The sequence below is a fragment of the Kitasatospora sp. NPDC034035 genome (genome assembly GCF_055575755.1).
Window position 1 is genome coordinate 16998 of the sequence record NZ_JBVISA010000043.1, and the last position, 22431, is coordinate 39428.

The window sequence follows — 22431 nt, forward strand, 5'->3', positions numbered from 1 at the left end:
CTCGCTCACGTGAGGTCTCCATTGACGGGCCGCAGCAGTGCCGCGGCCATCTCGACGAGTTCTTCGGGGGACGGGCCCACGTCCAGGACGGCGCCGTGCTCGTCCGCCTCCAGGGGTTCCAGGGCGGCGTACTGCGAGTCGAGCAGCGACGACGGCATGAAGTGGCCGGTGCGGTGGCTGAGCCGGTCCTCGACCAGCTCGTGGCCACCGCTGAGGTGCAGGAAGAAGGCACCCGGGCAGGCCGCGCGCAGGGCGTCGCGGTAGCGGTGCTTCAGCGCCGAGCAGGTGACCACACCGCCGGTGCCGTCCTCGGTCCGCTCCTTGAGCCACGCGCCGATGGCGCGCAGCCAGGGGGCGCGGTCCTCGTCGTCCAGCGGGACGCCGGCCGACATCTTGGCGATGTTGGCCGCCGGATGGAAGTCGTCCGCCTCGGCGAAGGGGAGGTCGAGGCGGTCCGCCAGCAGGCGGGCCAGAGTGGTCTTGCCGACTCCCGAGACGCCCATCACCACGATGGTGAGGGGGGCCTGCGGGAGGTCGTGGTTCTCGACGCTGAGAGCCATGGGTGGTGCTCCTTCGTTGCCTGGCCGCCACTATCGCCTCAAAGATATGACGTATTCAAGTAGTGGAAACCAAATCGTCATACTTTTGAGGTGTGGGCTGGATCGCAGGGCGATGCGAACGCTCACGGGCCGGACGTCTACCCTGGGCGGATGGAGATCCAGGGGCTGCCCGGGCGGCTGCTTGACGAGCTCGGGCCGACGATCGCGTCCGGGGAGATCCCCGAGGGCGCGGTCCTGCGCGGGGAGGACCTGGAAGAACGGTTCGGGGTGTCCCGGACGGTGGTCCGGGAGGCGGTGCGGATCCTCGAGGGGATGCGCATGGTGGCATCCCGGCGACGGGTCGGGATCACCGTGCTGCCGAAATCGCTCTGGGACGTCTTCGACCCGATGGTGATCCGCTGGCGCCTCGCCGGGGCCGACCGGCCCGCCCAGCTGCGCTCCCTCGGCTCGCTGCGGATGGCCGTCGAGCCGGCCGCGGCGGCGCTCGCCGCGGTCCACGCCACCGATGACGACCGACGCGAACTGAGCTCACTGGCCGTCGAGTTGACGGTCTCCGCGCGCGAGGCCGACCTGACCACCTTCCTCGGCCACGACATCGCCTTCCACGCCCTGGTGCTGCGCGCCTCCGGCAACGAGATGTTCGCCCACCTCGGGGACACCGTGGGGGCGGTGCTCACCGGGCGGACCGAGTACCATCTGATGCCCCATCAGCCAGAGCCGTACGCGATCCGGTTGCACCGCGAGGTCGCCGACGCGATCTGCTCGGGGCACGCCGACGAGGCCGAGCAGGCGATGCGGACGATCGTCACGGGCGCCCTGGAGGAGCTCAACCAGCAGTTGGGCTGACCTCCCGGTGACCTCTGCCCGGATGACACGGTTTGGTGGCTGTTCGGTGGATTCGGACGCATAGTCCTGGTTCGGCGGGGCAGAGTGAGCCTGGGGTCGCGTTTCGTGTGCGCCCGTTCCGTAACCAGTTGTTCCGTAACCAGTTGTTCCGTGTCCGGCGCCGAATCCGCGCCTGGGGGTCGCCCGATGTCCGTGCCACGCCGCCGTCGCCGCCTTCCCGACGAAGTGCGCGCCGCCGCAGTCCGGGCCGTGCTCTCCCTGGCCTTCACCCTGGTGGGTGTGGTCGTCGCGACGCTGTCCTCGTACGCGGGCAGTTCGATGCTGACGCCCGCACTGATGGCCATGGGGCTCGGGGTGTTCGGCACCATGTGGTGCCTGCTGGAGATCCTGATCTCCCGCCAGGTCGCCGCGCAGCGGATGCGGGCGCCGGTCTCCACCCACCCGATGGCGGGCGGCCGGGCGCCCTCCGAACCGCTGGCGGCCCGGCCGTTCCCCCGGCCCGGCTCGTCAGTGCACCAACAGGCGTACCAACAGCCGTACCAACAGTCGTACCAGTCGGTGTACCAAGAGCCGGATCAGCAGCCGGATCAGCCGCTCTACCCGTGGCCGCAGCACCCGCCGCACCAGCCGCGGGTGTCGACCACGCCGCCGTGACACCGGGGCCGAGCGTCAGCGCGATCACCGAGCCGACCGCGTTCGACGGGGCGGAGCGTTCCTTCGCCATCGCCCCGCCCGCCGAACTCATGGCGGTCCTGCGCCGGTTGAAGGAAGGCCGGCGGGCGGGCTAGTCGACCGGGACGACCCGGTAGTGGGTGGTGATCCGGGCGTCCCCGTCCAGGACGTGGAAGGCGAGCATCGGCGGGTGGTCGAAGGAGATGCCGCGCCCGCCCTCGCAGGGCAGGGTGACGGTGGAGACCACGCCGGGCGCGACCAGCAGCGGCAGGCCCGCGAAGGTGGTCGCGGCGGGGGTGTGGGAGTGACCGCAGAGCAGGGCGGCCACCCGGGGGTGGCGGCGCAGCACCGCGGCGAGGTCCGCCTCGCCGAACTGGCGGATCCCGTCGACCATCGGCAGGTGCAGCTCGACCGGCGGGTGGTGGAAGGCCACCAGGGCGGGCAGCTCGGTGCGCCCGGCGGCGAGCCGGGTGTCCAGCCAGTCCAGCGTCTCCTCGTCGAGCAGGCCGTCGTCCTTTCCGGGTATGGACGAGTCGAGCATCAGCACGTCGGCGCCGGGCAGCTGGTGCAGACGGTTGATCGGCCCCTCCCCGGCCGGCTCGCCGAGCAGCACCTCCCGGTACGGCACCCGGGAGTCGTGGTTGCCGGGGCAAGTGAGCACCGGGTGCCGGGAGGTGAGCGCCTTGGCCACCTGCCGGTACTCCTCGGCCAGGCCGTGGTCGGCGAGGTCGCCGGTGACCAGCACCCCGTCCAGCGGGCCGGGCAGGGCGTCGAGGTACGCCATCACCTGCTCGGTCCGCCGCCGGGCGCGCTTGCCGCCGTCCCGGCGGTGGACCTGGCCGAGGTGGATGTCACTGAGGTGCGCGATCGTCAGCATGCCGATCACGCTAGTCAGTTCACGGCTGCGTGGGAACTCCCTTCACAGCCGCGTGGGACCCGCGTTCACGGCCGCGCAGGGACGTCCGCTCACGGCTGGGCGGGAACCTCCGCGGGGCGCTTGAACATCCGGGTGGCCGTGATCTCGCCGTGGATGGTCGGGCCGTCCGGGTCCGGGGCGGCGGGCAGGCCGGGGCGCAGGTGCTCCTCGACCGAGATGTACTTGAGGCCGGCCCGCAGGTCGGCGTCGTTGCGCAGGCGGATCACCAGCGGGAACTCGGCGAGCGCGGTGGTGTCGAACAGGCCGGTGGTGTAGATGAGCTGGACGCCGAGCGCGTCGGCGACGGCGCGCTGGAGCTCCAGCAGGTAGGTGGCGTTGGCGCGGCCGATCGGGTTGTCGAGGAACAGCGTGCCGGCGTGCCGCAGTTGGGACTGGCCGCGGTCGTTGGCGCGCAGCGCGGCCATCGTGCAGTAGAGCGCGATGGCGGCGGTGAGCAGCTGGCCGCCGGAGAAGACGTCGGACATCTGGCCGACGCCGACCCGCTCGGCGCGCAGCACCGCGTCGGGCTTGAGGATCTCGACGCTGACGCCCTTGGGGCCGATCGCGGCGGCGACGCCGCGCAGCAGCAGGGACATGCCGTCGCGACGCAGGTCGCTGTTCTTCTTGACGGCGGCGCGGGTGGCTTCGTCGATGACCTCGCCGAGGCGTTCGACCAGGGTGGCGTGGTCCGGGTCCTCGAAGCGGATCCGGAGGAACTCCTGGCCGGACCACTCCCCCAGGCCTTCGGGCAGCCGGGAGAGTCGCTGGGCGGCGCGCAGGGTGGTGAGCGAGGACTCGACCAGGCCGCGCAGGCGGTCCACGATCGAGCCGCGGTTCTTCTCCAGCTGGGCGAGTTCGTCGGTGAGCACGCGCAGTCGGGGTGCGAAGGCGGCGGCCCAGGCGGCGGCGTGCTCGGGCAGCGCGGAGGCGGGCAGTTCGCGGATCTGCTGGCGGGCTGGGGTGCGGACGGCCTCGTAGCGGGCGGCGTTGGCGTGCCGGACGAGGGCGTCGGCGGTGTCGCGGACGGCGAGTTCGGCGCTGGACAGTTCGCCGGCGGCGGTGCGCAGGGCCCGGCGGGCCTCGGTGGCACCGGTGCGGGCCTCGGCGAGGGAGCCGAGGTACGGCTCGATCGGGTCGTCCGGGTCCTCCTGGTGGTCGCGCAGGCCGTCGCGCAGTTGGCCGGCCAGTTCGTCGAAGTCGGCGGCTGCGGACTGGGCGGTGTCGAAGGTGCGCTGCAGGTCGGCGTGGGCGGTGCGGGCGGCGTCGAGGGCCTCGCGGCGTTCGGCGAGGCGGCTGGTGGCGGTGCGCAGCAGGGCCTGGGCGTGCTCCGGGTCGGTGGGGACGAGGTCCTCGGGCAGCTCGGTGTGCGCTTCGCCGTCGGTGGGGGCGGAGCGCTCGGCGTCGCCGCGCAGGCGGCCGAGGTGTTCGCTGGCGGCGGCGGAGCGGGCCTCGATGGTGGCGACCAGTTCCTCGGCGCGGGCGGCGGCGGCCTGGCGGGCCGGGCCGTCGGCTCCGTCGGGGCTGCCGAGGAGTTCTTCGGCGCGGGTGCGCACCTTGTTGGTGAGGCGGTCGAGTTCGGTCGCGGCGGCGGCCTCGTCGCCTTCGGCGCGGGCCTGTTCGGCGCGCAGGTCGGCGCCGACGCCGACCTTCTCGTAGAGCTGGGAGGCGGCGCGGTAGGCCTCGCGCAGGGCGGGCAGCGCGGCGGGGGCGGTGGCGGCGGGCTCGTCGGTCTGCTCGGCGGCGGGGATCTCGGCGCGTTCGGCGCGCAGTGCGCGGGTCGTACGGCGGGCGTCGTCGGCGGCGCGCTGGGCGGCGCGGCGGTCCTCGTCGCAGGTGCGGGCGCGTTCGGCGCACAGCGTCTGGCGGCGGTCGCACTCGGCGGCGTCCTCGGCGAGTTCGCGCTGGCGGCGGGCCCAGTTGGCGCGCTCGCGCAGGCGGAAGGCGAGGCCGGAGAGGGCGTCGGCGCGGCGGCGGGCGCGCTGGGCGGTCTCGCGGTGTTCCTCGTGGGCGGAGACGGCGGTGGCGTGGTCGGTCTCGGCCTCGTCGTGGTCGGCGCGCAGGGTGGCCAGGGCGGCGGCGGCCTGCTCGGCGTGTTCGCGGGCGGTCTCGGCGGCGGCGGCGAGCTCGGCGAGGGTGCCGGGCGGGCAGCTGGCGTGCCAGGAGGCGAGGCGGGCGGCTAGGGCGCGGTCGGCGCCGAGGCGGGCGGCGAGTTCGCGGATGTGTTCCTCGCGGGCGCTCGCCCGGGCGCGCAGGTCGCGGCGCTCGCCGTCGGCGGCGGACTCGTCGTGCATGGCCGGGTTCGGCGGCACGAGGAAGAAGGCGGGCTCGTCGGTGATCGGGGCGATCAGCGAGGCGGCGGCGCCGACGGCCACGGTGGAGCGCGGGAGCAGGGCGGCGGACTGGAGGGCCTCGCGGGCGCGCTCCAGCGAGGAGGGGTCGGTGACGACGACGCCGTCGACCAGTTCGGGGCGGGCGGCGAGGATCGCGTCGTGGTCGGCCGGGTCGACCGACTGGGCGAGGTAGCGCCAGCCGGGCAGGGCCGGGATGCCGTGCTCGGCGAGGTACTCGACGGTGGCGAGGACGTCCGGGCCGGGCGGCAGCAGGCCGCCGTCGCCGAGGGCGGCGAGGATGCGGGAGTCGTCGGCGGCGGCCGTCCGCAGGTCGAACAGGGTGCGTTCGGCGGTGGCGATGCCCTCGTCGAGGAGTTCGCGCAGGTACTCGGCGTTGCGGTCGAGGACGGCGGGGGTGAGGAAGCCGGCGTCCTCCTCGCCGCCCTCTTGGTACGGGGTGAGGGAGAGCAGGTCGGCGAGGCGCTGCTCGGTGGCGAGCAGGGCCGCGGTGCGCTGTTCGCCGGCCAGGGCCTGGGCGGCGGCCTTGCGGGCGTCGCCGGCGCGTTCGGCTGCGAGTTCGGCGCGCGAGGTGGCGGCGGCGGCCTCGCGCAGCCGGGCAGCGCAGGCCTCGGCGGCCGTACGGGCCTGGGCGAGGGCGGCGGCGGCGGCCTTCTCGACGTCGGCGGCGTGCAGGGCGGCGCGGGCCGGGTCCACGTCGCCGTCGGCGTCGATGAAGCCGGCCTCGACGGCGGCTTCGGTCTCCTGCTCGACCTCGGTGAGGCGCTGGCGCAGGTGCTCGGCCTCGCTGCGGGCCTTCTGGGCGGCGGTGGCGGCCTCGGTGGCGTCGGACTGTGCCTTGGCGCCGTCCGCCTGGAGTTCGCCGGCGCGCTGTTCCTCGGTGTCGGCGCGGGTCTCGGCGGCCGCGGCGGCGGTCTCCAGGGCGCGGGCGAGGGCGGTCGCGGCGCGGGCGCGGGCGGCGAGCGCGGGGGCGGCGTCCAGCTCGGCCTCGCGGATGGCGGCGGCGACCCGGGTGACCCGGTCGGCGGCGGCGCGCTGGCGCAGCACCACCTCGGCGGCCTGCCAGGCGGCGTGCAGGGTGCGGGCGTCGATCAGCTCGCGGCGCAGTGCGGCGGCTTCGGCGGTGGCCGCGGCGAGGCTCAGGGTGGCGTGCCGGTAGGTGAGTTCGTCGGTGATGAGGGTGTGCCGGGTGCGGTCGGACTCGGCGGCGGTGACGGCGCTCGCGGCGGCGGCGACCTCGATGGCGAGGTCCTGGGCACGGTCGCGTTCGGCGGTGGCCCGGGAGGCGAGGGCGTGGGCGAGGCGGCGGGTGCGGCGCTCGGCGGTGCGGTGGGCCTCGCGGACGGTCTCGCGGGCGGTGGTGGATTCGGCGATGCGCTCGAGCAGGTCCAGGGAGCCGGCGGTGAAGTCGCGTTCGGCGGTGAGTTCGGCACGGCGGCCGAGTTTGGCGGCGAAGCCGTGGACGAGGTCGGCGAGGCCGTCGGTGTCCCGGGTGTCGGTGACGGCGCGCAGCAGGAGGTCGGTGAAGTCGCTGTCGTGCTTGACCGCGAAGAGGCCGGCCGCCTCGCCTTCGTCGGCGTTCATCTCGCGCTGGTAGCGGAAGAGTTCGGGGTCGAGGCCGAGTTCGCCGAGGTGCTCGGTCCAGCGGTCGTGGCCGTCCTCGAAGACCAGGTCGAGGTGGGGGTGTCCCTTGCCGGCCTCGGTGAGGGCGTCGCGGAAGCCCTTCATGGTGCGGCGGCGGCCGCGGGCCTTCTGGTCGCCGGCCAGGCTGAGCCGCTCGGCGACCGGCAGGGAGTCGAGGGTGAGGCCGGGGCCCGGGCGGAAGGAGTACCAGGTCTCGGCGAACTTGCGCGGGTCGGAGGAGACCTGGCGGCCGCGCCACTCGCTGACCTTGCCGACCACGATCAGCTCGCCGGTGACGGTGTGCTGCCACTCCAGGGCGACGTGGCCGCAGTCGTCGGCGAGCAGGAACTTGCGCAGCACGCCGGAGCTGGCGCCGCCGAGGGTGTTGCGGTGGCCGGGGAGCATGACCGAGAAGATCAGCTTGAGCAGGACGGACTTGCCGCCGCCGTTCTCCAGGAAGAGCACGCCGGCCGGGGCGGGGCGGCGGACCGGGCCGTCGGTCTCCTCGCCGAACAGACCGATCTGCTGCGGGGCCGGGTCGGCGACGGGCTCGCCGACGCCGCGCAGGTCGAGCACCGTGTCGGCGTAGCGGGCGCCGGCCGGTCCGATCGAGTAGAGGCGGACCCGGTTGAGCTCGTACATGTGCGGCGGTTCTCCGTGCGTCTATGGGGTTGTCAGAGCGATCAGAGCGAGTGGAACGGCAGGCCGGCGTCGGCGACCAGTTCGTCGGAGGTGTCCGGCGGCAGCAGGCTGGCGGTGCCGTCGGAGACCGGGACGACGCCCAGGTCGATCAGTTCGGCCATGGCCGCGCTGCCGGCCAGGTCGCGGACCTGGAGCTGGTAGCGGGCGGTGGTGCGGTAGGTGCCGCCGGAGTCGTCGGAGACCTTCTGCAGGAAGCCGGAGTCGACCAGGAACAGCACGGCCTTGGCGACGATGCCGATGGTGGAGCCGGAGAGCCGGCGGGCGTCCTTGGTGGCGCCGGTGGCGGTGCGCCGGGCCCAGACCCGCCAGGCGGCCTCCAGGCCGGGGGCGTCGGACTGCGGGTCGGTGTTGGCGCCCTCGGCGTCGGCCTGCTCCTCCAGGCGGCGACAGGCCTGGCGGACGAAGGAGTCGACGCCGTTGACGGTGATCCGGCCGAGGTAGGTGTCGTCGGCGAGGTCCTCGGGGCGGGGGAAGGCCATCGCGGCGACGGCCAGGTGGGCCAGGCCGTGCAGGAAGCGGTCGGTGGACTCGGAGGCGGCGCGGCGCGAGTAGTCGCCCATCCGGACGGCGAACAGCGAGTCCTCGGCGGCGGCCACGGCCATGCCGGCGCGTGGCGAGACCTCCAGGACGACCAGGCCCATGCCGGTGGCGATGGCGTCGGCGAGCCGGGCGAACGGCGGGTCCTCGCGGTGGCGGCGCACGAGCTCGGCGTACTCGACGTCCCGGGCGGGCAGCAGCTTGGCCTGGAGGCCGAAGGAGACCAGCCGGGCGGCGTCGGCGACGTCGGCCGGGGTGATCGGCGCGGGGGCGGCCGGTTCGGTCTCGGTCGCCCAGGACGTGTCGTGGTGGGTCGTCACGGGCGGTGCTCCTCGGGGGTGGCGCGGTTACGGGTGTTCTGGTGGTGCGGCACGGCCGGTCAGCCGGCGTCCTTGCGGTCGGCGGCCATGCCGACCGCGTCGAGCAGGGCGCTGCCGACGATCAGGTCGGCGCCGCCGAACTCGAGGTCGCGCAGCGGGGTGCCGTCGTCCACGGCGAACAGCAGCCGCTCCTCGCCCTGGCGGTAGGCGGTGCCGACCGGCGGGCTGGCGGCGTGCACGGCGAGCAGGGCGACCAGGTACGGCAGCTCCGGGTCCTGCTTGCGGGCGTCGGCGAGCAGGCCGGAGAGCCGGCGGGGGGCATCCGGGGGCAGGTCGAGCAGGACCAGCGCGGCCTCCAGCTGGGCCTCGGAGAACCGGCTGTCGTCGGGGGTGGCGACCAGGTCCGGGTCGGGCAGCTCGGCGCCGAGGTGCTCGCGCTCGACCGGTGGGGTGAGCAGCAGGTCGACCAGGTCGGTGACCCGGACCGAGGCCGGGGTGCGCAGGCCGGCGCCGCGGGCGAAGAAGGCGCCGGTGGGGCGGACGGCCTGCTCTATCGGCAGCCGGAGCACGGGGGCGAGCAGTTGCCCGTACAGGTCGATGCCGCTGCGGGCGCCGGGGGTGGCGAAGGCCTGCCGGTCCTGCTCGGCGCGGAACAGCGGGCCGGCCTCCAGCAGGCGGGTCTGCAGCTTCGTGTGGCGGCGGATGCAGTCCTTGACGATGTCGAGCAGCTCGGCGGCGCGGCGCTTGTGCTCGGCCCCTTCGGGAGTGTTCGGCTCGGCTTCGTCGCGGGCCTTGCGGATGTTGGTGAGAATCGCGTTCTCGTGCCGGTAGCGGTCGGCGATGTGGTCCAGTGCCTCCTCGATGAGGTCCGGGACGGCGCGCATCCAGTCGACGGCCCGGACGTTGCGGCGGGTGGCGTCGAGGGCGCGGCGCAGCGTCTCGGCGTACTGGACGGTGCGGTAGCGGGCCTGCTCGGCGGCGAGCTGGGCGTCGGCCAGGCGGCCGCGGCGGATCAGCACCTCCAGCTTGACCTCGGCGGCGATCTGGGCCGAGGTGACGTCGGTGTCGAGCGCGCCGACCAGGACGTTGACCGCCTCGTCGGTGGTGCGCAGGTAGACGCCGCCGTCGGGGCCGGGGACCTCCTCGATGAGCTTGAAGTCGTAGTCGCGGCGCACGTACGCGCCGTCCGCGCCGAAGGTGCCGTAGACGGCGCGGAAGCCGCGGTCCACGCTGCCGACGTTGATCAGCGACTCCAGCACCCAGCGGGCGACCCGCTCGTGCTCGGCGGCGGGGCGGCCGGCGGCCTGGGCGGCGACCCGGGGCAGCAGGCGGGCGAGGACTATGTCGCGGTCGGCTCCGGTGTCGAAGTCCATGTTCAGGGTGACCAGGTCGATCGCGGCGAGGCCGACCTCGGCCATCGCGTAGCCGCCGTACTCGCCGGCCAGGTTGACCTTGCGGTTGTCCAGGTCGTGCAGCGGGGCGGTGCAGGCCAGCGCCTTGAGCCGGCGGGCCAGTCCCTCGTCGGCGGCGGGGCCGGGCGCGGGGCGCGCGACGGCCGGGCCGGCGGACGGTCGGAGGCCGGGCTCGGTGGGCGGGTCTGCGATGGCGGTCACGGGGGACAAGATTAGAGGTTCGCACCGACATCGACCGAAACGGACCTTGCGGACGGACGGAGCGGCAGGTGGGGAGCCGTCCGGGGGACGTTTTCAGAACGCGGTTTCGACGGTATTCCGCCATTCTCGAACCGATATTCGAGAAAGCCGTGAGGGCGGCGCAATGGTTCGGTGATGATCGACCTATGATCAGCCGACTGGCCAAGGCGGGCCTCGCCGCCGCGCTGTCCGTGACCACCCTCACCACCGGTGTCGTCCTCACCACCGGCGCCGCCGCGGCCGCGCCGGCCGCCACGGCATCGACCTCCGCGCAGCACGTGACCGCATCCCTGAACGGCTACCTCCCGAGCACCACACCGCCCGGGCCGGGCCAGTTCTCGATCGGCTGGACGTCCGCCGGGACGGCCGACCTCACCGGGCCGACCCACATCACCGTCGACCTGCCCCCGGGCCTCACCACCGACGGCGCGATGTTCTACTCCACCCCGTACGACTACACCTTCACCGAGACCGTCTCCCCCGACGGCCGCCACCTGGACGCCGTCCTGGTCGGCACCCGGCGGCCCGGCCACTACGAGTTCATGAAGATGAAGCTCTACGGCAACCCCAACCAGCAGCCGGACGGCCAGATCGTCGCGACGGTCGGCAACCCGAACGACACCGACCCGACCGGCCACGTGGCCCTCGCGGCACTGAACGGCAGCACGCCGACGCCGGCCACCCCGCCCGCGCCCGCCGTCACCGGCCTCGACACCACCACCGGCCCGGGTACGGGCGGCACCGCGGTGACGGTCAGCGGCAGCAACCTCACCCACGGCATGGTGCTGGTCGGCGGCGTCCCCGCGGCCGGGAACTGCACCGACACCGCGTGCACGGCGACCACGCCAGGAGGCTCGGGCAGCGCCCCGGTCAGCGTGGTGACGCCCGGCGGCACGGCCGCCGCCCCCGCCACCTTCGACTACACCGGCGCCGCGCCGCCGGCGCCGCCCGCGCCGGTGGTCACCTACCTGTACCCGACCAGCGGACCGGTCGCCGGCGGCACCCAGGTCTCCATCGCGGGCACCGACCTGACGTACGGGTCGGTGCGGTTCGGCGGGGTGCCCGCCGACCACGTCTCCTGCGGCCCGAAGTTCTGCACGGCGTACGCGCCGGCGGCCTCGCACTCCGGCGCGGTCGGCCTCACCGTGACGACGGCGGGCGGGACCAGCGCGCCGGTCACGTACACCTACACCGCGTAGCGCTCACTGTCGGTGCCCGGGTGCCTCGGCGCCCGGGCACCGACGCGTTTCCTGGCGCGGACGCGTTTCCGGACTTGACGCGTTTTCGGACTTGACGCGTTTTCGGACTTGACGCGTTTCCTGGCGCGGACGCGCTTGCGGACCCGACGCGCTTCCGGGCCTGCGTTCGGCTACCCCGAAGGGGCAAGTTGAACGCGTTCAAAAGGAAGGTCTAGAGTCGGTTCCGCGCAGTCGGGACAAGGCCCCGCCTGCCCTTCGGCATGGAGGTGCACGACATGGACGGCGACCCCGCGGTCACCCTTCGCAAGGTCCGGCGCTGGCTGTGGTTCTTCCTGGTCTGCCTGGTGCTCAGCGGCCTGACCGCCTTCCCGCTGGAGACCGAGACCCGCCTGCTGGCCGAGTTCGCGACCGGCCCGGCCGCCCCGCTGACCGACCACTTCCCCGCCGTGACGGCCTGGTTCGAGCGGGTCCACAAGGGCATCGCCGAGACCAACGAGCGCTACCCCTTCCTGGCCTACGGCACCGACTGGCTGGCCTTCGCCCACCTGGTGATCGGCGCCGCCTTCTGGGGGCCGCTCAAGGACCCGGTCCGCAACATCTGGGTGATCCGCTGGGCCGCGCTCGCCTGCGGGGCCGTCATCCCGCTGGCCCTGATCTGCGGGCCGCTGCGGGGCATCCCGCTGGTGTGGCGGTTCATCGACATGTCGTTCGGCGTCTTCGGTGTCATCCCCCTGCTGATCGTGCTGCGGGCCCTGCGTCCGCTGGAACGTTCCTTCCCGGAACCGGTGCCCGCGCGCTGAGCCGAGACGGCCCGCACGCCCCGCATGGCGCCACCCCGGGGCGTGCGGGCCCGGTCGCACGCCGCAGGCCCGGCAGGGGCCGGGGTCACGGACAACGGCCTTCACCCACAGGCCCTACCATCTGGCTCAAGAGCTGCTGGGAGGCGGACGGGCGTGGCCGATGCGGTGATCGATCTCAATGCGGACCTCGGCGAGGGGTTCGGACGCTGGACGCTGACCGACGACGAGGCGCTGCTGTCCGTGGTGACCAGCGCCAACGTCGCCTGCGGCTTCCACGCCGGCGACCCCTCGACGATGCGCCGGGTCTGCGCACTGGCCGCCGAGCGCGGCGTCCGGATCGGCGCCCAGGTCTCCTACCGCGACCTGGCCGGCTTCGGCCGCCGCGCGATGGACGTCCCCCCGGAGGAACTCGCCGACGAGATCGCGTACCAGATCGGAGCCCTCCAGGTCTTCGCCCGCGCCGCCGGCTCGAAGGTCTCCTACGTCAAACCGCACGGCGCCCTCTACAACCGGGTGGTCGCCGACTCCGAGCAGGCCGAGGCCGTCGTGGCCGGCGTCCTGCGGGCCGGCGCGGTCTGCGACGGGCCGCTGCCCGTCCTCGGCCTGCCCGACTCCCGGCTGCTCGAGGTCGCCGAGGGCGTCGGACTGCCGGTGGTCGCCGAGGCCTTCGCCGACCGGGCGTACACCCGCTCCGGCACCCTCGTCCCGCGCCGCGAACCCGGCGCCGTGGTGCACGACCCCGAAGCGGTGATCACCCGCGCGGTCGGCATCGCCCGGGACGGCGCGGTGGAGGCCGTCGGCGGCGATCGGATCACCGTCGAGGCCCGCTCGCTCTGTGTCCACGGCGACACCCCCGGCGCCGCCCAGCTCGCCTGGCGGGTGCGCGGCGCCCTGGCCTCGGCCGGGGTCCGGGTGGAGGCGTTCACGTGACGGCCGGCGCCGAGCCACCGCCGGGCGGCCCGGTGCGGCCGGTCGGTTCCGCACAGCGGGTCGGCTCGGTGCGACCGGCCGGCTCCGTACAGCGGGCCGGCTCGGTACAGCGGGTCGGCGAGCGGGCGCTGCTGGTCGAGCTGCCCGGGACGGCCGAGGTCACGGCGCTGTACGGATGGCTCCGCGAACAGCGGGACGCGGGCGCGCTCGGCGAGGTCGAGGAGCTGGTACCGGCCGCCCGCACGGTGCTGCTGGACGGCGTCGCGGACGTCGACGCGGTGGCCCGGCTGCTCCGCACCGTCCGTCCGACGGCGGCCGAGACGGCACGCGGACCGCTGCTGGAGGTCCCGACCGTGTACGACGGCGCCGACCTGGCCGAGGTCGCCACCCTGTGGGAGGTGTCCGAGGAGGCGGCCGTCCGGATCCACACCGAGCCCGAGTACGTGGTCGCCTTCTGCGGCTTCGCCCCCGGCTTCGGCTACCTCACCGGCCTGTCCACGCGGTACGAGGTCCCGCGCCGGGCCACCCCGCGCAGCTCCGTCCCGGCCGGCTCGGTCGCCCTGGCCGGCCCGTACACCGGCGTGTACCCGCACCCCTCCCCCGGCGGCTGGCAGCTCATCGGCCGTACGGCGCTCCCCCTCTGGGACACCGACCGGGAGCCCCCGGCCCTGCTGGCCCCGGGCGTCCGGGTCCGGTTCACGGCGCAGCGGGCATGAGTGGCGCGGGGCCCGACCCGGCCCTCCGCGCAGTGCGCTCACTAGACTTCGAGGATGATCGAGCTCCTCGACAACCTTGATCTGCTGACCTGGCGCCACCTCGACCCGACCACCCTGACCTTGGGCGGTGTGGCGTTCGGAGCCCCGGCCTCCGACGTCCCGCGCCGGCGGATCGTCGACGCGACCGCGCCCGTCGTCGCCCGCCGCACGAGCGGGACCGACATGGAGTCCGCGTACGAGGACGGCAACGGGCGGCGGCTGACCCTGGACGAGGTCGTCGACGACGCCGTCCGCTCCCAGGGCTTCCTGTACGCCGCGGACACGCTCACCTACCGGATCCGCTCCGGGACGGTCGTCGGCTTCGCGGTCTACGGCCCGCACCTGGCGCACTTCGCCGCGCTGACCTCGTACGAGGAGTTCCGCACCGCGTTCGGCACACCCGACCGGGTCGACACCGACGACGAGCCCGGCGGCGGACCCATGGCCTACTGGCACCACTACTCGGCCCCGCGGAAGTGCGCGCGGTGGGACGCCTGGGACAACCGGGTGAGCCTGGTCAACCTGGGCGACTTCAGCAAATAGGGCCGGTCGGCGGGGCAGGCGGTCGGCAGGGCAAGCGGTCGGCAAGGCAAGCGGTCGGCAAGGCAAGCAGACGGGCAGGCGGTCGGCAGGGCGTCAGGAGGCAGCGGCGATGAGTGAACTGGTGGTGGTGCGGCCCGGGCCGCTGACCACGGTTCAGGACCTGGGGCGGCGCGGGGTCGCGCACCTCGGGGTGCCCAGGGCCGGGGCGCTGGACGAGCCGGCGCTGCGGGCGGCGAACCGACGGGTGGGCAACGAGCCGGGGGCCGCCGGGCTGGAAACCACGCTCGGCGGGGTCGCGCTGCGGGCTGTCGGGACGGTGCTGGTCGCGGTCACCGGTGCGCCCGCGCCGGTACGGGTGGACGGCCGGGCGGCGGCGTGGGCCGCGCCGGTCGTGGTGCCGGACGGGTCCGTGGTCGAGGTGGGCCCGGCGACGGACAGGGTGCGCGGCTACCTGGCGGTGGCCGGCGGGATCGCCGTCCCCCCGGTGCTCGGCAGCCGCTCGGCGGACCTGCTCTCCGGCCTCGGGCCGGCCCCACTGGCCACCGACGACCGGCTGCCGGTCGGCACTCCGCCGCCGTACCGGGCCCGGCCCGAGCAGGTGCCGCTGCCCGCTCCCCCGGCCGAACTGGTGCTGCGGCTGCGGCTCGGCCCGCGCGCGGACTGGTTCACGGCGGACGCGGTGGCCCGGCTGGGCCGCGACGACTACCGGGTCTCCTCGACGAGCAACCGGGTCGGGCTGCGCACCGAGGGCCCGGCGGTCACCCGGGCCCGGGACGGCGAACTGCCCAGCGAGGGCATGGTGCTGGGTGCGGTGCAGATCCCGCCGGACGGGCAGCCGGTGGTCTTCCTGGCCGACCATCCGACCACCGGCGGATACCCGGTGATCGGCGTCGTCCCGACCGCCGATCTCGCGGCCGCCGCGCAGGCCCGGCCGGGGACCCCGGTGCGATTCGCGCCGCTGCGGTTCGCGCCGCCACAGGAGCGTTGACAGCGCTCTTCAACGCCCCAACAGCAGTTCGGCGATGGCCCGTTGGGCCGGGTCCAGTACGGTCTCGCCCTCCTCGGCGGCCCAGGCCGCGTTCTGCAGCACCCGGGCGAGCGTCCAGGCCGTCGCGATCTCGCGGTCCAGCTCCAGGGTCTCCGTCAGGAGGTCGAAGCGCCGCAGCAGCGCCCGGGTGAGGTCCCCGGTGGCCACCAGGTCCTCCCAGCGGTTGCGCAGCGCCGGGAGCAGTTCGAACCCGGGGTGTCCGGCGAGCGGCTTGGGGTCGATGGCCAGCCAGGGGCCGCGGCCGCTCCCCGGGAGCGGGGCGAGGACGTTGCCGTAGTGCAGGTCCCAGTGGAGCAGCCGGTCGCCGGGCTCGGCGCGCACCTCGCGGAGGGCTGCCGTGCAGTCGGCGAGCAGGCTGCGCTCGTCCGGGTGGCCGAGAGTGGCGACGGCCGCCGGGGACCGCGACAGCAGTTCTGTCGACGCTTCCGCCAAAGTCCTGAGGCTGCAGGGAGCTTGATGCTGTGTCAGCTGGCGCAGCAGATCGGCGATCACCCGCACTCCCTCGAGGTCGTCGGGCAGGGCGAGGAGCGAACGCGCCGGGTCCAGGCGCTCCAACAGCATGGAGCCCGAGAGGGGTTCGTGGTCCAGCAGTCGGACGGCGCCGCACCCGTCCCAGACGTCCAGGGCGAGGGGTTCGCCCGCCGTTTCCTCGTCCACGGGCTGCAGTTTGAGCACGGCGGGCGTCCCGTCGGCGCGCAACACGGGCAGCACCAGGCCGACGACGCCGTGCGCGGGCGGCCCGTCCGGGCGCAGCTCCCAGCGGTCGAGCAACTCGCCCGCCAGGGCGGGCAGTCGGGCCGCCCAGGCGCGGCCCTCCGCGCCGAGGAACGCCTCCAGGGACGCGGCCAGGTCGGGCGGGACATCGACGGGCATCGGGCGGGCTCCTCTCGGGCGGTCCCGTTCAACCTAAGCGGTCCCGTTCAACCCAAGCGATCCCGGTCGGTCCGGCCCGGGCGGTCCCGCTCACCCCAGGCCGAATGCCTCCGCCGCGGCGGCCGCGAAGCCGTCCGAGTTGTCGAGCATGATGTTGTGCCCGCAGTCCGGGACGGCGACCACCCGCACGCCCGCCGCGCGGAGCCCGTCCGAGCCCGCCAACTCGCCGTCCGCCGCCGGGTGGAGGAAGGTCCGCGGGAGGTCGAGGCCGAGCAGCAGCTCGCGCATGGCCGGAACCGTCGCCTGGGCCAGGTGGCGGGCGCTGCGGTAGAGCGCTTCCGGGCCGGCCAGCCGCATCGTGGACCACCAGAACGGCCCGACCCGCTCGGCGACTTCCTCCCGGCCGCCGGCCAGGAACTCCGCCTCGGTGTAGCCCGCGATGCCACTGCTGCCGGGCCGCTGCCGGTCGGGGGCGACCGGGTCCAGGTTGGCGTCCACCAGGACGAGTCGGGAGACCAGCCCGGGGTGCCGGTGGGCGAGGACGATCGCGATCGCGCCGCCCATGCTGTGGCCGACCACCTCGACCCGGCTCAGCCCGGCCGCTCGCACCGCCGCCGCAACCGCGTCGGCGTGGTCCTCCAACGTGTACCCGAAGTCCGCCGGACGGTCGCTGATGCCGAAGCCGAGCAGGTCCATCAGGAGCGAGCGGCGTCCGGCGAGCAGCGGGTGGGCGGCGGCCGCCGCGAAGTAGACCGACGAGGTGGCACCCAGGCCGTGCAGGTAGAGCCGGGCCGGCTCGGCGCCGGGCAGTTCGACCCAGCGGATCAGGTCGCCGTTCGGGGTGACGGGGGCGTGGCGCATCGCGAGGACTCCTCTGCAGGGGAAGCACCCGGGAACCGCCGGGAGCACCCCGGGAACAGCGGGGAACAGCCGGGAGCACCGGGGGAACGCCGAAACCATACCTCGCGATCGAGGTATCCCGTAGTCGATATACCCATGGATCGAGGGATGGGCGTGAGAGGGTGTCCCCATGTTCAAGCTCGCGATCCTCGGGTTCCTGTACGGGCGGCCGCTGCACGGCTACGAGCTGCGCCGCCACCTCTCCGCGCTCTCCGGGCACGTCCAGCCGATCAGCGACGGCACGCTCTACCCCGCGATCAAGCGCCTGGAGGCCGCCGGACTGCTGGTCCGCCGGACCGAACCCGGCAGCGCCGCCGCGCCCCGGCACACCCTGCACCTCACCGAGGCCGGCCGCGCCGCACTGCTCGACCAGCTGCGCGAGCCCGAGCCACTGGACATCAGCGACGAGAACCGCTGGTTCACGCTGCTCGCCTTCCTGCGCCACCTCGAGGACCCCGCCGCCCAGGCCGCCGTGCTCCGCCGCCGGCTGGCCTTCCTCTCCGAGCCGGCGAGCTTCTACTACGACGGCGACCGCCCGATGGGCGCCGAGGAGTTCGCCGACCCCTTCCGGCGCGGCCAGCTGCTGATCGCCCGCGCCACCACCGAGGCCGAACTCGGCTGGCTGCACGCCACGTTGGCCGAGCTGGAGGGCGGCGTGCAGTAGCGGGCGCACCGGAACGCACTGTGGCCCGCACCGACCGTCGAAGGGTCGGTGCGGGCCACGGGCAAGGGTCTCCGGCATCCCGGAGCACGATCGGCGCCGGCGGGTACGGGATTCAGTGCTGGTGGTGGGCGTGGACCACGGCATGGCCGCGCCCCCGGCCGATCATCCACTTGTTGACCGGAACGGTCAGCCCGAAGGCCAGGGCCAGCGAGCCCGCCAGTGCCACCCAGAACAGCAGGTCACCGAGGCCGGCGTCCATCGCCCCGGGGACGGTGACCATCACGGTGTTGTCGATCAGCTCCATCACCAGGATCGACACGGTGTCGGCGGCCAGCGCGACCTTCACGGCGGCACCGACGTCCAGACCGGCCTTCAGCACGCCGCGCATGGTCAGCGCGTAGCCGAAGACGAAGGCCAGGAGGATCGAGAGCACCACGGTCGCACCGTTGTGCAGGCCGAAGGCGGTGCCGAACACCATGCCGAGGATCTCGCCGATGGCGCAGCCGGTGAGGCAGTGCAGGGTCGCCTGCGCGGCCATCCGCCAGCTCGTTCCGCCGCCGTGGGCGTGGTGGTGGCCGTGCTCGTCGGGCCCCCGATGGTCATGCCCGTGGCGCCCCTGGCCTTCCTGCCCGGCGTGCACCTGGTGGTCATGACCGTGCTGCCCGGGGTGCTCCTGGTGGCCGTGGTGCTCGTGCTGTGCGGGGTGTGCCATGTCGTCCTCCGCTTGCTCCGACGCCCGTTCGGCGCCGCTTCCCTCGCTCCGTCGATGATCGAAGCTATACCCCCCTGGGGTACCTTGCAAGCCCTTGACGGCGCCCCCTTCCCACCCGCGCCCATCCGTGCTCGGATGAAGGACATGACCGACGACCGACGCAAGGGCTATGACGGAACGGGCGCGGGCGCGATCACCCCGGACGGCTGCGCCGTCGAGGTGTGGAGCCGACTCCCCGCGGGCAACGCCCCGGACGTGATCGAGGCGGCGGTGCCGCCCGGCGCGAGCATCCTCGAACTGGGCTGCGGCGTCGGCCGGATGACGCACCCACTGGCCGACCGCGGCTTCACCGTGACGGCCGTGGACGAGTCCATCGAGATGCTGGCCCGGGTCCGCGAGAACGTCCGTACGGTGCGCAGCCCGATCGAGAAGCTGGACCTCGGCGAGCGCTTCGACGTCGTCGTGCTCGCCTCCTTCCTGGTGCACGCCGGTGATGTGACGGTTCGTCAGAGGCTGCTGGAGACCTGCCGTCGCCACGTCGCCGAGGACGGCTGCGTGCTGGTGCAGCGCGAGGGCGAGGACTGGCACCTGAACGTGCCGCGCGAGACCGCGATCGGCCCCGGCGCGTGGTCCCGGCTCGTCTCCGCCACCCCGGTCGGCGACGGCGTGAACTCCGTCCGCTGCGAGTACGAGTTCCCGGACGGCACCTGGACGCAGACCTTCCTGTCCCGGCCACTCAGCACCGAGGCGTTCGAACAAGCCCTGGCCGAGGCCGGCCTGACGGTCGAGCGCTACCTGACGGAGGACCGCACCTGGGTCCGGGTCCGGCCCGTGGACTGACCGCCCGCGGCCGGAAACGGGCCCGTTCGCAAAGGCCGAACAAAGGGTGAACCAAGAACTGTCACTTTCACCCCGTACCATCGGCCGCGCGCCGGGCCCGCGCGCGGCCTGCGGGCCGGGCGGGTCGCGGTCGTCCGCACGCCCGTTCCGACCCGCAAGGACCCGCCCATGCCGCCCCTGCCACCCCTGCCGCCCCCGCCCCCCACCCGACGGATATCCGCGGCGGGTGCCCGGTGATCAACTGGTTCCACGGGGCCGTTCTCGGTCTGATCCAGGGGCTCACCGAGTTCCTGCCGGTCTCCTCCAGCGCCCACCTGCGGGTCTTCTCCGCGCTGCTGGGCTGGGACGATCCGGGCGCGGCCTTCACGGCGGTGACCCAGCTCGGCACCGAGACGGCGGTGCTGATCTACTTCCGCCGGGACATCGCCTCGATCGTGAAGACCTGGGCGCGGTCACTGGTCCGCCCGGCGCTGCGCTCGGATCCGGACGCCCGGATGGGCTGGTTCGTGATCATCGGCACCCTGCCGATCGGCATCCTCGGCAAGCTGTTCCAGGACACCATCGAGACCCATCTGCGCGACCTGCGGATCATCGGCACCACACTGATCGTCTTCGGCCTGGTCCTTGCCTTCGCCGACCGCACCCGCGCCGTCCGCAACGCCCGTCCGATCACCGACCTCACGCTGCCGCACGCGGGCATCTACGGCTTCGCCCAGGCGCTCGCGCTGATCCCGGGCGTCTCCCGATCCGGCGGCACGATCAGCGCGGGCCTGCTGCTCGGCTACAGCCGGGAGGCGGCGGCCCGCTACTCGTTCCTGCTGGCCATCCCGGCGGTGCTCGCCTCGGGGGCGCTGGAACTGTTCAAGATCGGCGAGGGCCCGGCACCCGCCTGGGGGCCGACCATCCTGGCCACCCTGATCGCCTTCGCGGTCGGCTACGCGGCGATCGCCTGGTTCCTCAAGTACATCTCGAGCCACAGCTTCCTGCCGTTCGTCGTCTACCGGGTGCTGCTCGGCATCCTGATCATCGGACTGGTGGCCGGCGGCGTCCTGACCCCGGACGCGGGCGCGGTGAAGTAGAGCGGCGGAGTGGAGCGGCGAAGTGGAGCGCGGAAGCAGAGCTGAGAAGTAGAACCACGTTTCAGAACCGCTCCCCGAAGGCGCCGGCTCCGGAAAGCAGTGGGCCGGGACACCGTGTCGGTGTCCCGGCCCGCTGAACGGCGAGGACCTAGCGCGGCTCCCGGGCGGCGGTCAGTCGGCCGCGGACGGCGGCGTGGACCTCGGCCTCCTCGGCCGGGTCGGCGGCGAGCCTGCGCAACCGCTCCAGCACACGCGCGTCGCCCGTGGTGGCGACGTGGCGCGCGGCGAGCTCACGCGTCGACTCCTCGCAGTCCCAGAGGCACTCGACGGCCGGCCCCTCGGGAAAGTGCACGTCGGTGGCGGCGAGCGCCCGGGCGGCACGTCCGCGCAGCTCGGAGGAGGCGGCCTCACCGTAGATGTGGCGCAGGACCGGGACGGCGTCGGCAGCGGCCAGCCGCCCCGCACCGTCCACCAACGACCCCAGCCCGGTACCGCCGACCCCGCGCACGGAGATCCAGCGGCGCAGCCCGGCGACCACCAGCGGCCCGTCCTGCGGCCCCCCGGCGTCGGCGAGCAGCTGGACGGCGGCCTCGCCGAGCGCGCTGTCCGCGCCCCCGCTGGCCGGGTCGGCCCAGCGGCGGGCCTGCGCCAGCACCTCGGGACCGCGCATCCGGCCGAGCAGTTCCAGGGCGGCCCGGACGATCCGGTCGTCGACGTCGGCGGCGGCGGTCTCGATCAGCTCGACCGCGGCCGGGTCCCGTTGGTCGACCAGGTAGCGCAGGGCCGCGCGGCGGGCGCCGGGCAGGCCGTCGCGGGCGGCCTCCAGCAGCGCCGGACGGTCCTCGGGGCGGACGACGGCGGTCAGGCAGCGGGCGGCCGCGGCGGCGCGGCGGTCCACCGCGTCGGGGCCGTTGCCCGGGGATTCGGTGTCGCGCGCGGGCTCCGGGCGGGCGTCGGGCCGGTCGAGGAAGGCGCCGACGCCGACGCCGCCCAGGTCGCCCTGGTCGGCCCAGGCCAGCACGTCGGCGGTGGACCAGCCCGGGGTGACGCCGCTGCGGTTGATCTGCCGCTGCCAGAGGTCGAAGGGTGACTGCTCACTGGCCGCCGCCACTCTCGGGTGGTAGGCCGCCCACAGCCGCCAGGGCCGGGGCTCGTACGCGTTGCGGATGAACTCACGCAGTTCGGCGTCGCCCTCGGGGCCCGGCGGGAAGTGGTCCAGCACGGCGGTACCGAGCAGCAGCAGGCCCCGGTCGTCGTCGCGCAGGGCGAGTTCGTCGAGGGCCCAGGCCCAGTTGGCGCCCGTGGCGGCGTACTCGCGCAGCATCAGCAGCGCGTCGCGCCGGCCGTACGCGGCGAGGTGGCCCAGGACGGAGAGGGCGAGGCCGGTACGGCTCTCGTCGTCGGTGACGAGGTCCTCGGCGGAGTGGAGGTGGTCCTCGATGCCGTCGAGGGGAGCCTCCAGCTCCATGTAGAGACGGGCGTAGTAGAGGGAGCGGCTCTCGACCTGCCAGTCGGCTCGCGGATCCCTGGTGACGCACTCCTCCAGCGCGGCGATGGCCTCGGCACGGTCGGCGGCCAGCGCATGGAGCTGCCCGTCACCACGGCCTCGCTGCAGGAGGCCTAGGAGGCTGGCACTGGGTGCTATCACTGGCTCGAACATGAGGTCAGCATCCGTTGCGGCGGTCGTAGTGGCAACGGGATTTCCGTCGCCGGGGTCTCTGGTCGGTACTGCGGTGGGCGCCCGGGCGCCGGAATCACCGAAGGTTACCGCCTCGGGCCACCTTCCGCACACAGGGCGACGGAGCCTGCTGCCACAGTGGCATATGCCAGGGGAATTTTGCCTGCGATCTGTCCAAATCGCCCACGGGGGTCAGGACGCTGTGCGACAGTCTTCTCACAACCCGAACGACCC

At 74.1% G+C, this 22431-nt stretch carries 21 protein-coding genes; 12 read left to right on the forward strand and 9 right to left on the reverse strand.

Annotated elements, in window-relative coordinates; translation table 11 throughout:
- Positions 1–5: 5 nt before the first annotated feature.
- Positions 6–560 (reverse strand): gluconokinase, encoded by a 555-nt coding sequence (locus ACZ52J_RS37815; protein WP_465625417.1) that lies wholly within the window; start codon positions 558–560, stop codon positions 6–8.
- Between the two features lie 150 nt (positions 561–710).
- On the opposite strand from ACZ52J_RS37815, the gene ACZ52J_RS37820 reads away from it, so the two are divergent.
- From ACZ52J_RS37820 to ACZ52J_RS37830, 3 genes are all read left to right on the forward strand, one after another.
- Complete coding sequence (locus tag ACZ52J_RS37820) at positions 711–1406, forward strand: FadR/GntR family transcriptional regulator (protein ID WP_465625419.1); 696 nt, start codon at positions 711–713, stop codon at positions 1404–1406.
- Between the two features lie 186 nt (positions 1407–1592).
- Positions 1593–2060 carry a hypothetical protein gene (locus ACZ52J_RS37825; RefSeq protein WP_465625421.1) on the forward strand — a complete coding sequence of 156 codons (468 nt, stop codon included), beginning with the start codon at positions 1593–1595 and terminating at the stop codon, positions 2058–2060.
- Positions 2057–2194 (forward strand): hypothetical protein, encoded by a 138-nt coding sequence (locus tag ACZ52J_RS37830; protein ID WP_465625423.1) that lies wholly within the window; start codon positions 2057–2059, stop codon positions 2192–2194. The genes ACZ52J_RS37825 and ACZ52J_RS37830 overlap by 4 nt, the downstream gene beginning before the upstream one ends.
- Here the strand turns inward: ACZ52J_RS37830 and ACZ52J_RS37835 are convergent.
- The 4 genes from ACZ52J_RS37835 to ACZ52J_RS37850 all read right to left on the reverse strand — a co-directional run bounded on the left by ACZ52J_RS37835 (position 2191) and on the right by ACZ52J_RS37850 (position 10128).
- Positions 2191–2955, reverse strand: coding sequence for a metallophosphoesterase (locus ACZ52J_RS37835; RefSeq protein ID WP_465625425.1), 765 nt, complete (start codon positions 2953–2955; stop codon positions 2191–2193). The genes ACZ52J_RS37830 and ACZ52J_RS37835 overlap by 4 nt on opposite strands.
- 89 nt (positions 2956–3044) lie before the next feature.
- Positions 3045–7607: a hypothetical protein gene (locus tag ACZ52J_RS37840; RefSeq protein ID WP_465625427.1), complete on the reverse strand. Its 4563-nt coding sequence runs from the start codon at positions 7605–7607 to the stop codon at positions 3045–3047.
- Positions 7608–7648: 41 nt separating this feature from the next.
- On the reverse strand, positions 7649–8524 hold the full coding sequence (locus tag ACZ52J_RS37845) for a hypothetical protein (RefSeq protein ID WP_360504912.1): 876 nt from the start codon (positions 8522–8524) through the stop codon (positions 7649–7651).
- Between the two features lie 59 nt (positions 8525–8583).
- Positions 8584–10128 carry a hypothetical protein gene (locus ACZ52J_RS37850; RefSeq protein WP_360504988.1) on the reverse strand — a complete coding sequence of 515 codons (1545 nt, stop codon included), beginning with the start codon at positions 10126–10128 and terminating at the stop codon, positions 8584–8586.
- A gap of 194 nt (positions 10129–10322) precedes the next feature.
- Between ACZ52J_RS37850 and ACZ52J_RS37855 the strand changes: the two genes are divergently transcribed.
- From ACZ52J_RS37855 to ACZ52J_RS37880, 6 genes are all read left to right on the forward strand, one after another.
- Positions 10323–11375, forward strand: coding sequence for an IPT/TIG domain-containing protein (locus ACZ52J_RS37855; protein ID WP_465625430.1), 1053 nt, complete (start codon positions 10323–10325; stop codon positions 11373–11375).
- Between the two features lie 275 nt (positions 11376–11650).
- Positions 11651–12175, forward strand: a complete 525-nt coding sequence (locus tag ACZ52J_RS37860; RefSeq protein ID WP_465625432.1) for a hypothetical protein — start codon at positions 11651–11653, stop codon at positions 12173–12175.
- 153 nt (positions 12176–12328) lie between these two features.
- Positions 12329–13105, forward strand: coding sequence for a LamB/YcsF family protein (locus tag ACZ52J_RS37865; protein WP_360504918.1), 777 nt, complete (start codon positions 12329–12331; stop codon positions 13103–13105).
- A 68-nt stretch (positions 13106–13173) separates the two neighbouring features.
- A complete protein-coding gene (pxpB, locus tag ACZ52J_RS37870) occupies positions 13174–13821 on the forward strand; it encodes a 5-oxoprolinase subunit PxpB (protein ID WP_465625487.1) in 648 nt (215 codons plus the stop codon).
- A gap of 54 nt (positions 13822–13875) precedes the next feature.
- Positions 13876–14403: a hypothetical protein gene (locus ACZ52J_RS37875; protein ID WP_465625434.1), complete on the forward strand. Its 528-nt coding sequence runs from the start codon at positions 13876–13878 to the stop codon at positions 14401–14403.
- Positions 14404–14512: 109 nt separating this feature from the next.
- Entirely contained in the window at positions 14513–15391 is an 879-nt protein-coding gene (locus ACZ52J_RS37880; RefSeq protein ID WP_465625436.1) for a 5-oxoprolinase subunit C family protein, read from the forward strand.
- A gap of 9 nt (positions 15392–15400) precedes the next feature.
- On the opposite strand, the gene ACZ52J_RS37885 is transcribed toward ACZ52J_RS37880, so the two are convergent.
- The gene (locus ACZ52J_RS37885; RefSeq protein WP_465625438.1) at positions 15401–16324 is read right to left on the reverse strand and encodes an aminoglycoside phosphotransferase family protein; all 924 of its coding nucleotides are present in this window, start codon (positions 16322–16324) and stop codon (positions 15401–15403) included.
- 90 nt (positions 16325–16414) lie between these two features.
- Positions 16415–17185 (reverse strand): alpha/beta fold hydrolase, encoded by a 771-nt coding sequence (locus ACZ52J_RS37890; RefSeq protein WP_465625440.1) that lies wholly within the window; start codon positions 17183–17185, stop codon positions 16415–16417.
- Between the two features lie 169 nt (positions 17186–17354).
- On the opposite strand from ACZ52J_RS37890, the gene ACZ52J_RS37895 reads away from it, so the two are divergent.
- Positions 17355–17888 (forward strand): PadR family transcriptional regulator, encoded by a 534-nt coding sequence (locus ACZ52J_RS37895; RefSeq protein ID WP_465625442.1) that lies wholly within the window; start codon positions 17355–17357, stop codon positions 17886–17888.
- Positions 17889–18000: 112 nt separating this feature from the next.
- On the opposite strand, the gene ACZ52J_RS37900 is transcribed toward ACZ52J_RS37895, so the two are convergent.
- Complete coding sequence (locus tag ACZ52J_RS37900) at positions 18001–18600, reverse strand: DUF4396 domain-containing protein (protein ID WP_465625444.1); 600 nt, start codon at positions 18598–18600, stop codon at positions 18001–18003.
- Positions 18601–18744: 144 nt separating this feature from the next.
- Between ACZ52J_RS37900 and ACZ52J_RS37905 the strand changes: the two genes are divergently transcribed.
- Positions 18745–19440, forward strand: a complete 696-nt coding sequence (locus ACZ52J_RS37905; RefSeq protein WP_465625446.1) for a class I SAM-dependent methyltransferase — start codon at positions 18745–18747, stop codon at positions 19438–19440.
- 236 nt (positions 19441–19676) lie between these two features.
- Positions 19677–20519, forward strand: coding sequence for an undecaprenyl-diphosphate phosphatase (locus tag ACZ52J_RS37910; RefSeq protein ID WP_360504992.1), 843 nt, complete (start codon positions 19677–19679; stop codon positions 20517–20519).
- 148 nt (positions 20520–20667) lie between these two features.
- Here the strand turns inward: ACZ52J_RS37910 and ACZ52J_RS37915 are convergent, their stop codons facing one another.
- The gene (locus tag ACZ52J_RS37915; RefSeq protein ID WP_465625448.1) at positions 20668–22179 is read right to left on the reverse strand and encodes a HEAT repeat domain-containing protein; all 1512 of its coding nucleotides are present in this window, start codon (positions 22177–22179) and stop codon (positions 20668–20670) included.
- Positions 22180–22431 lie beyond the last annotated feature (252 nt).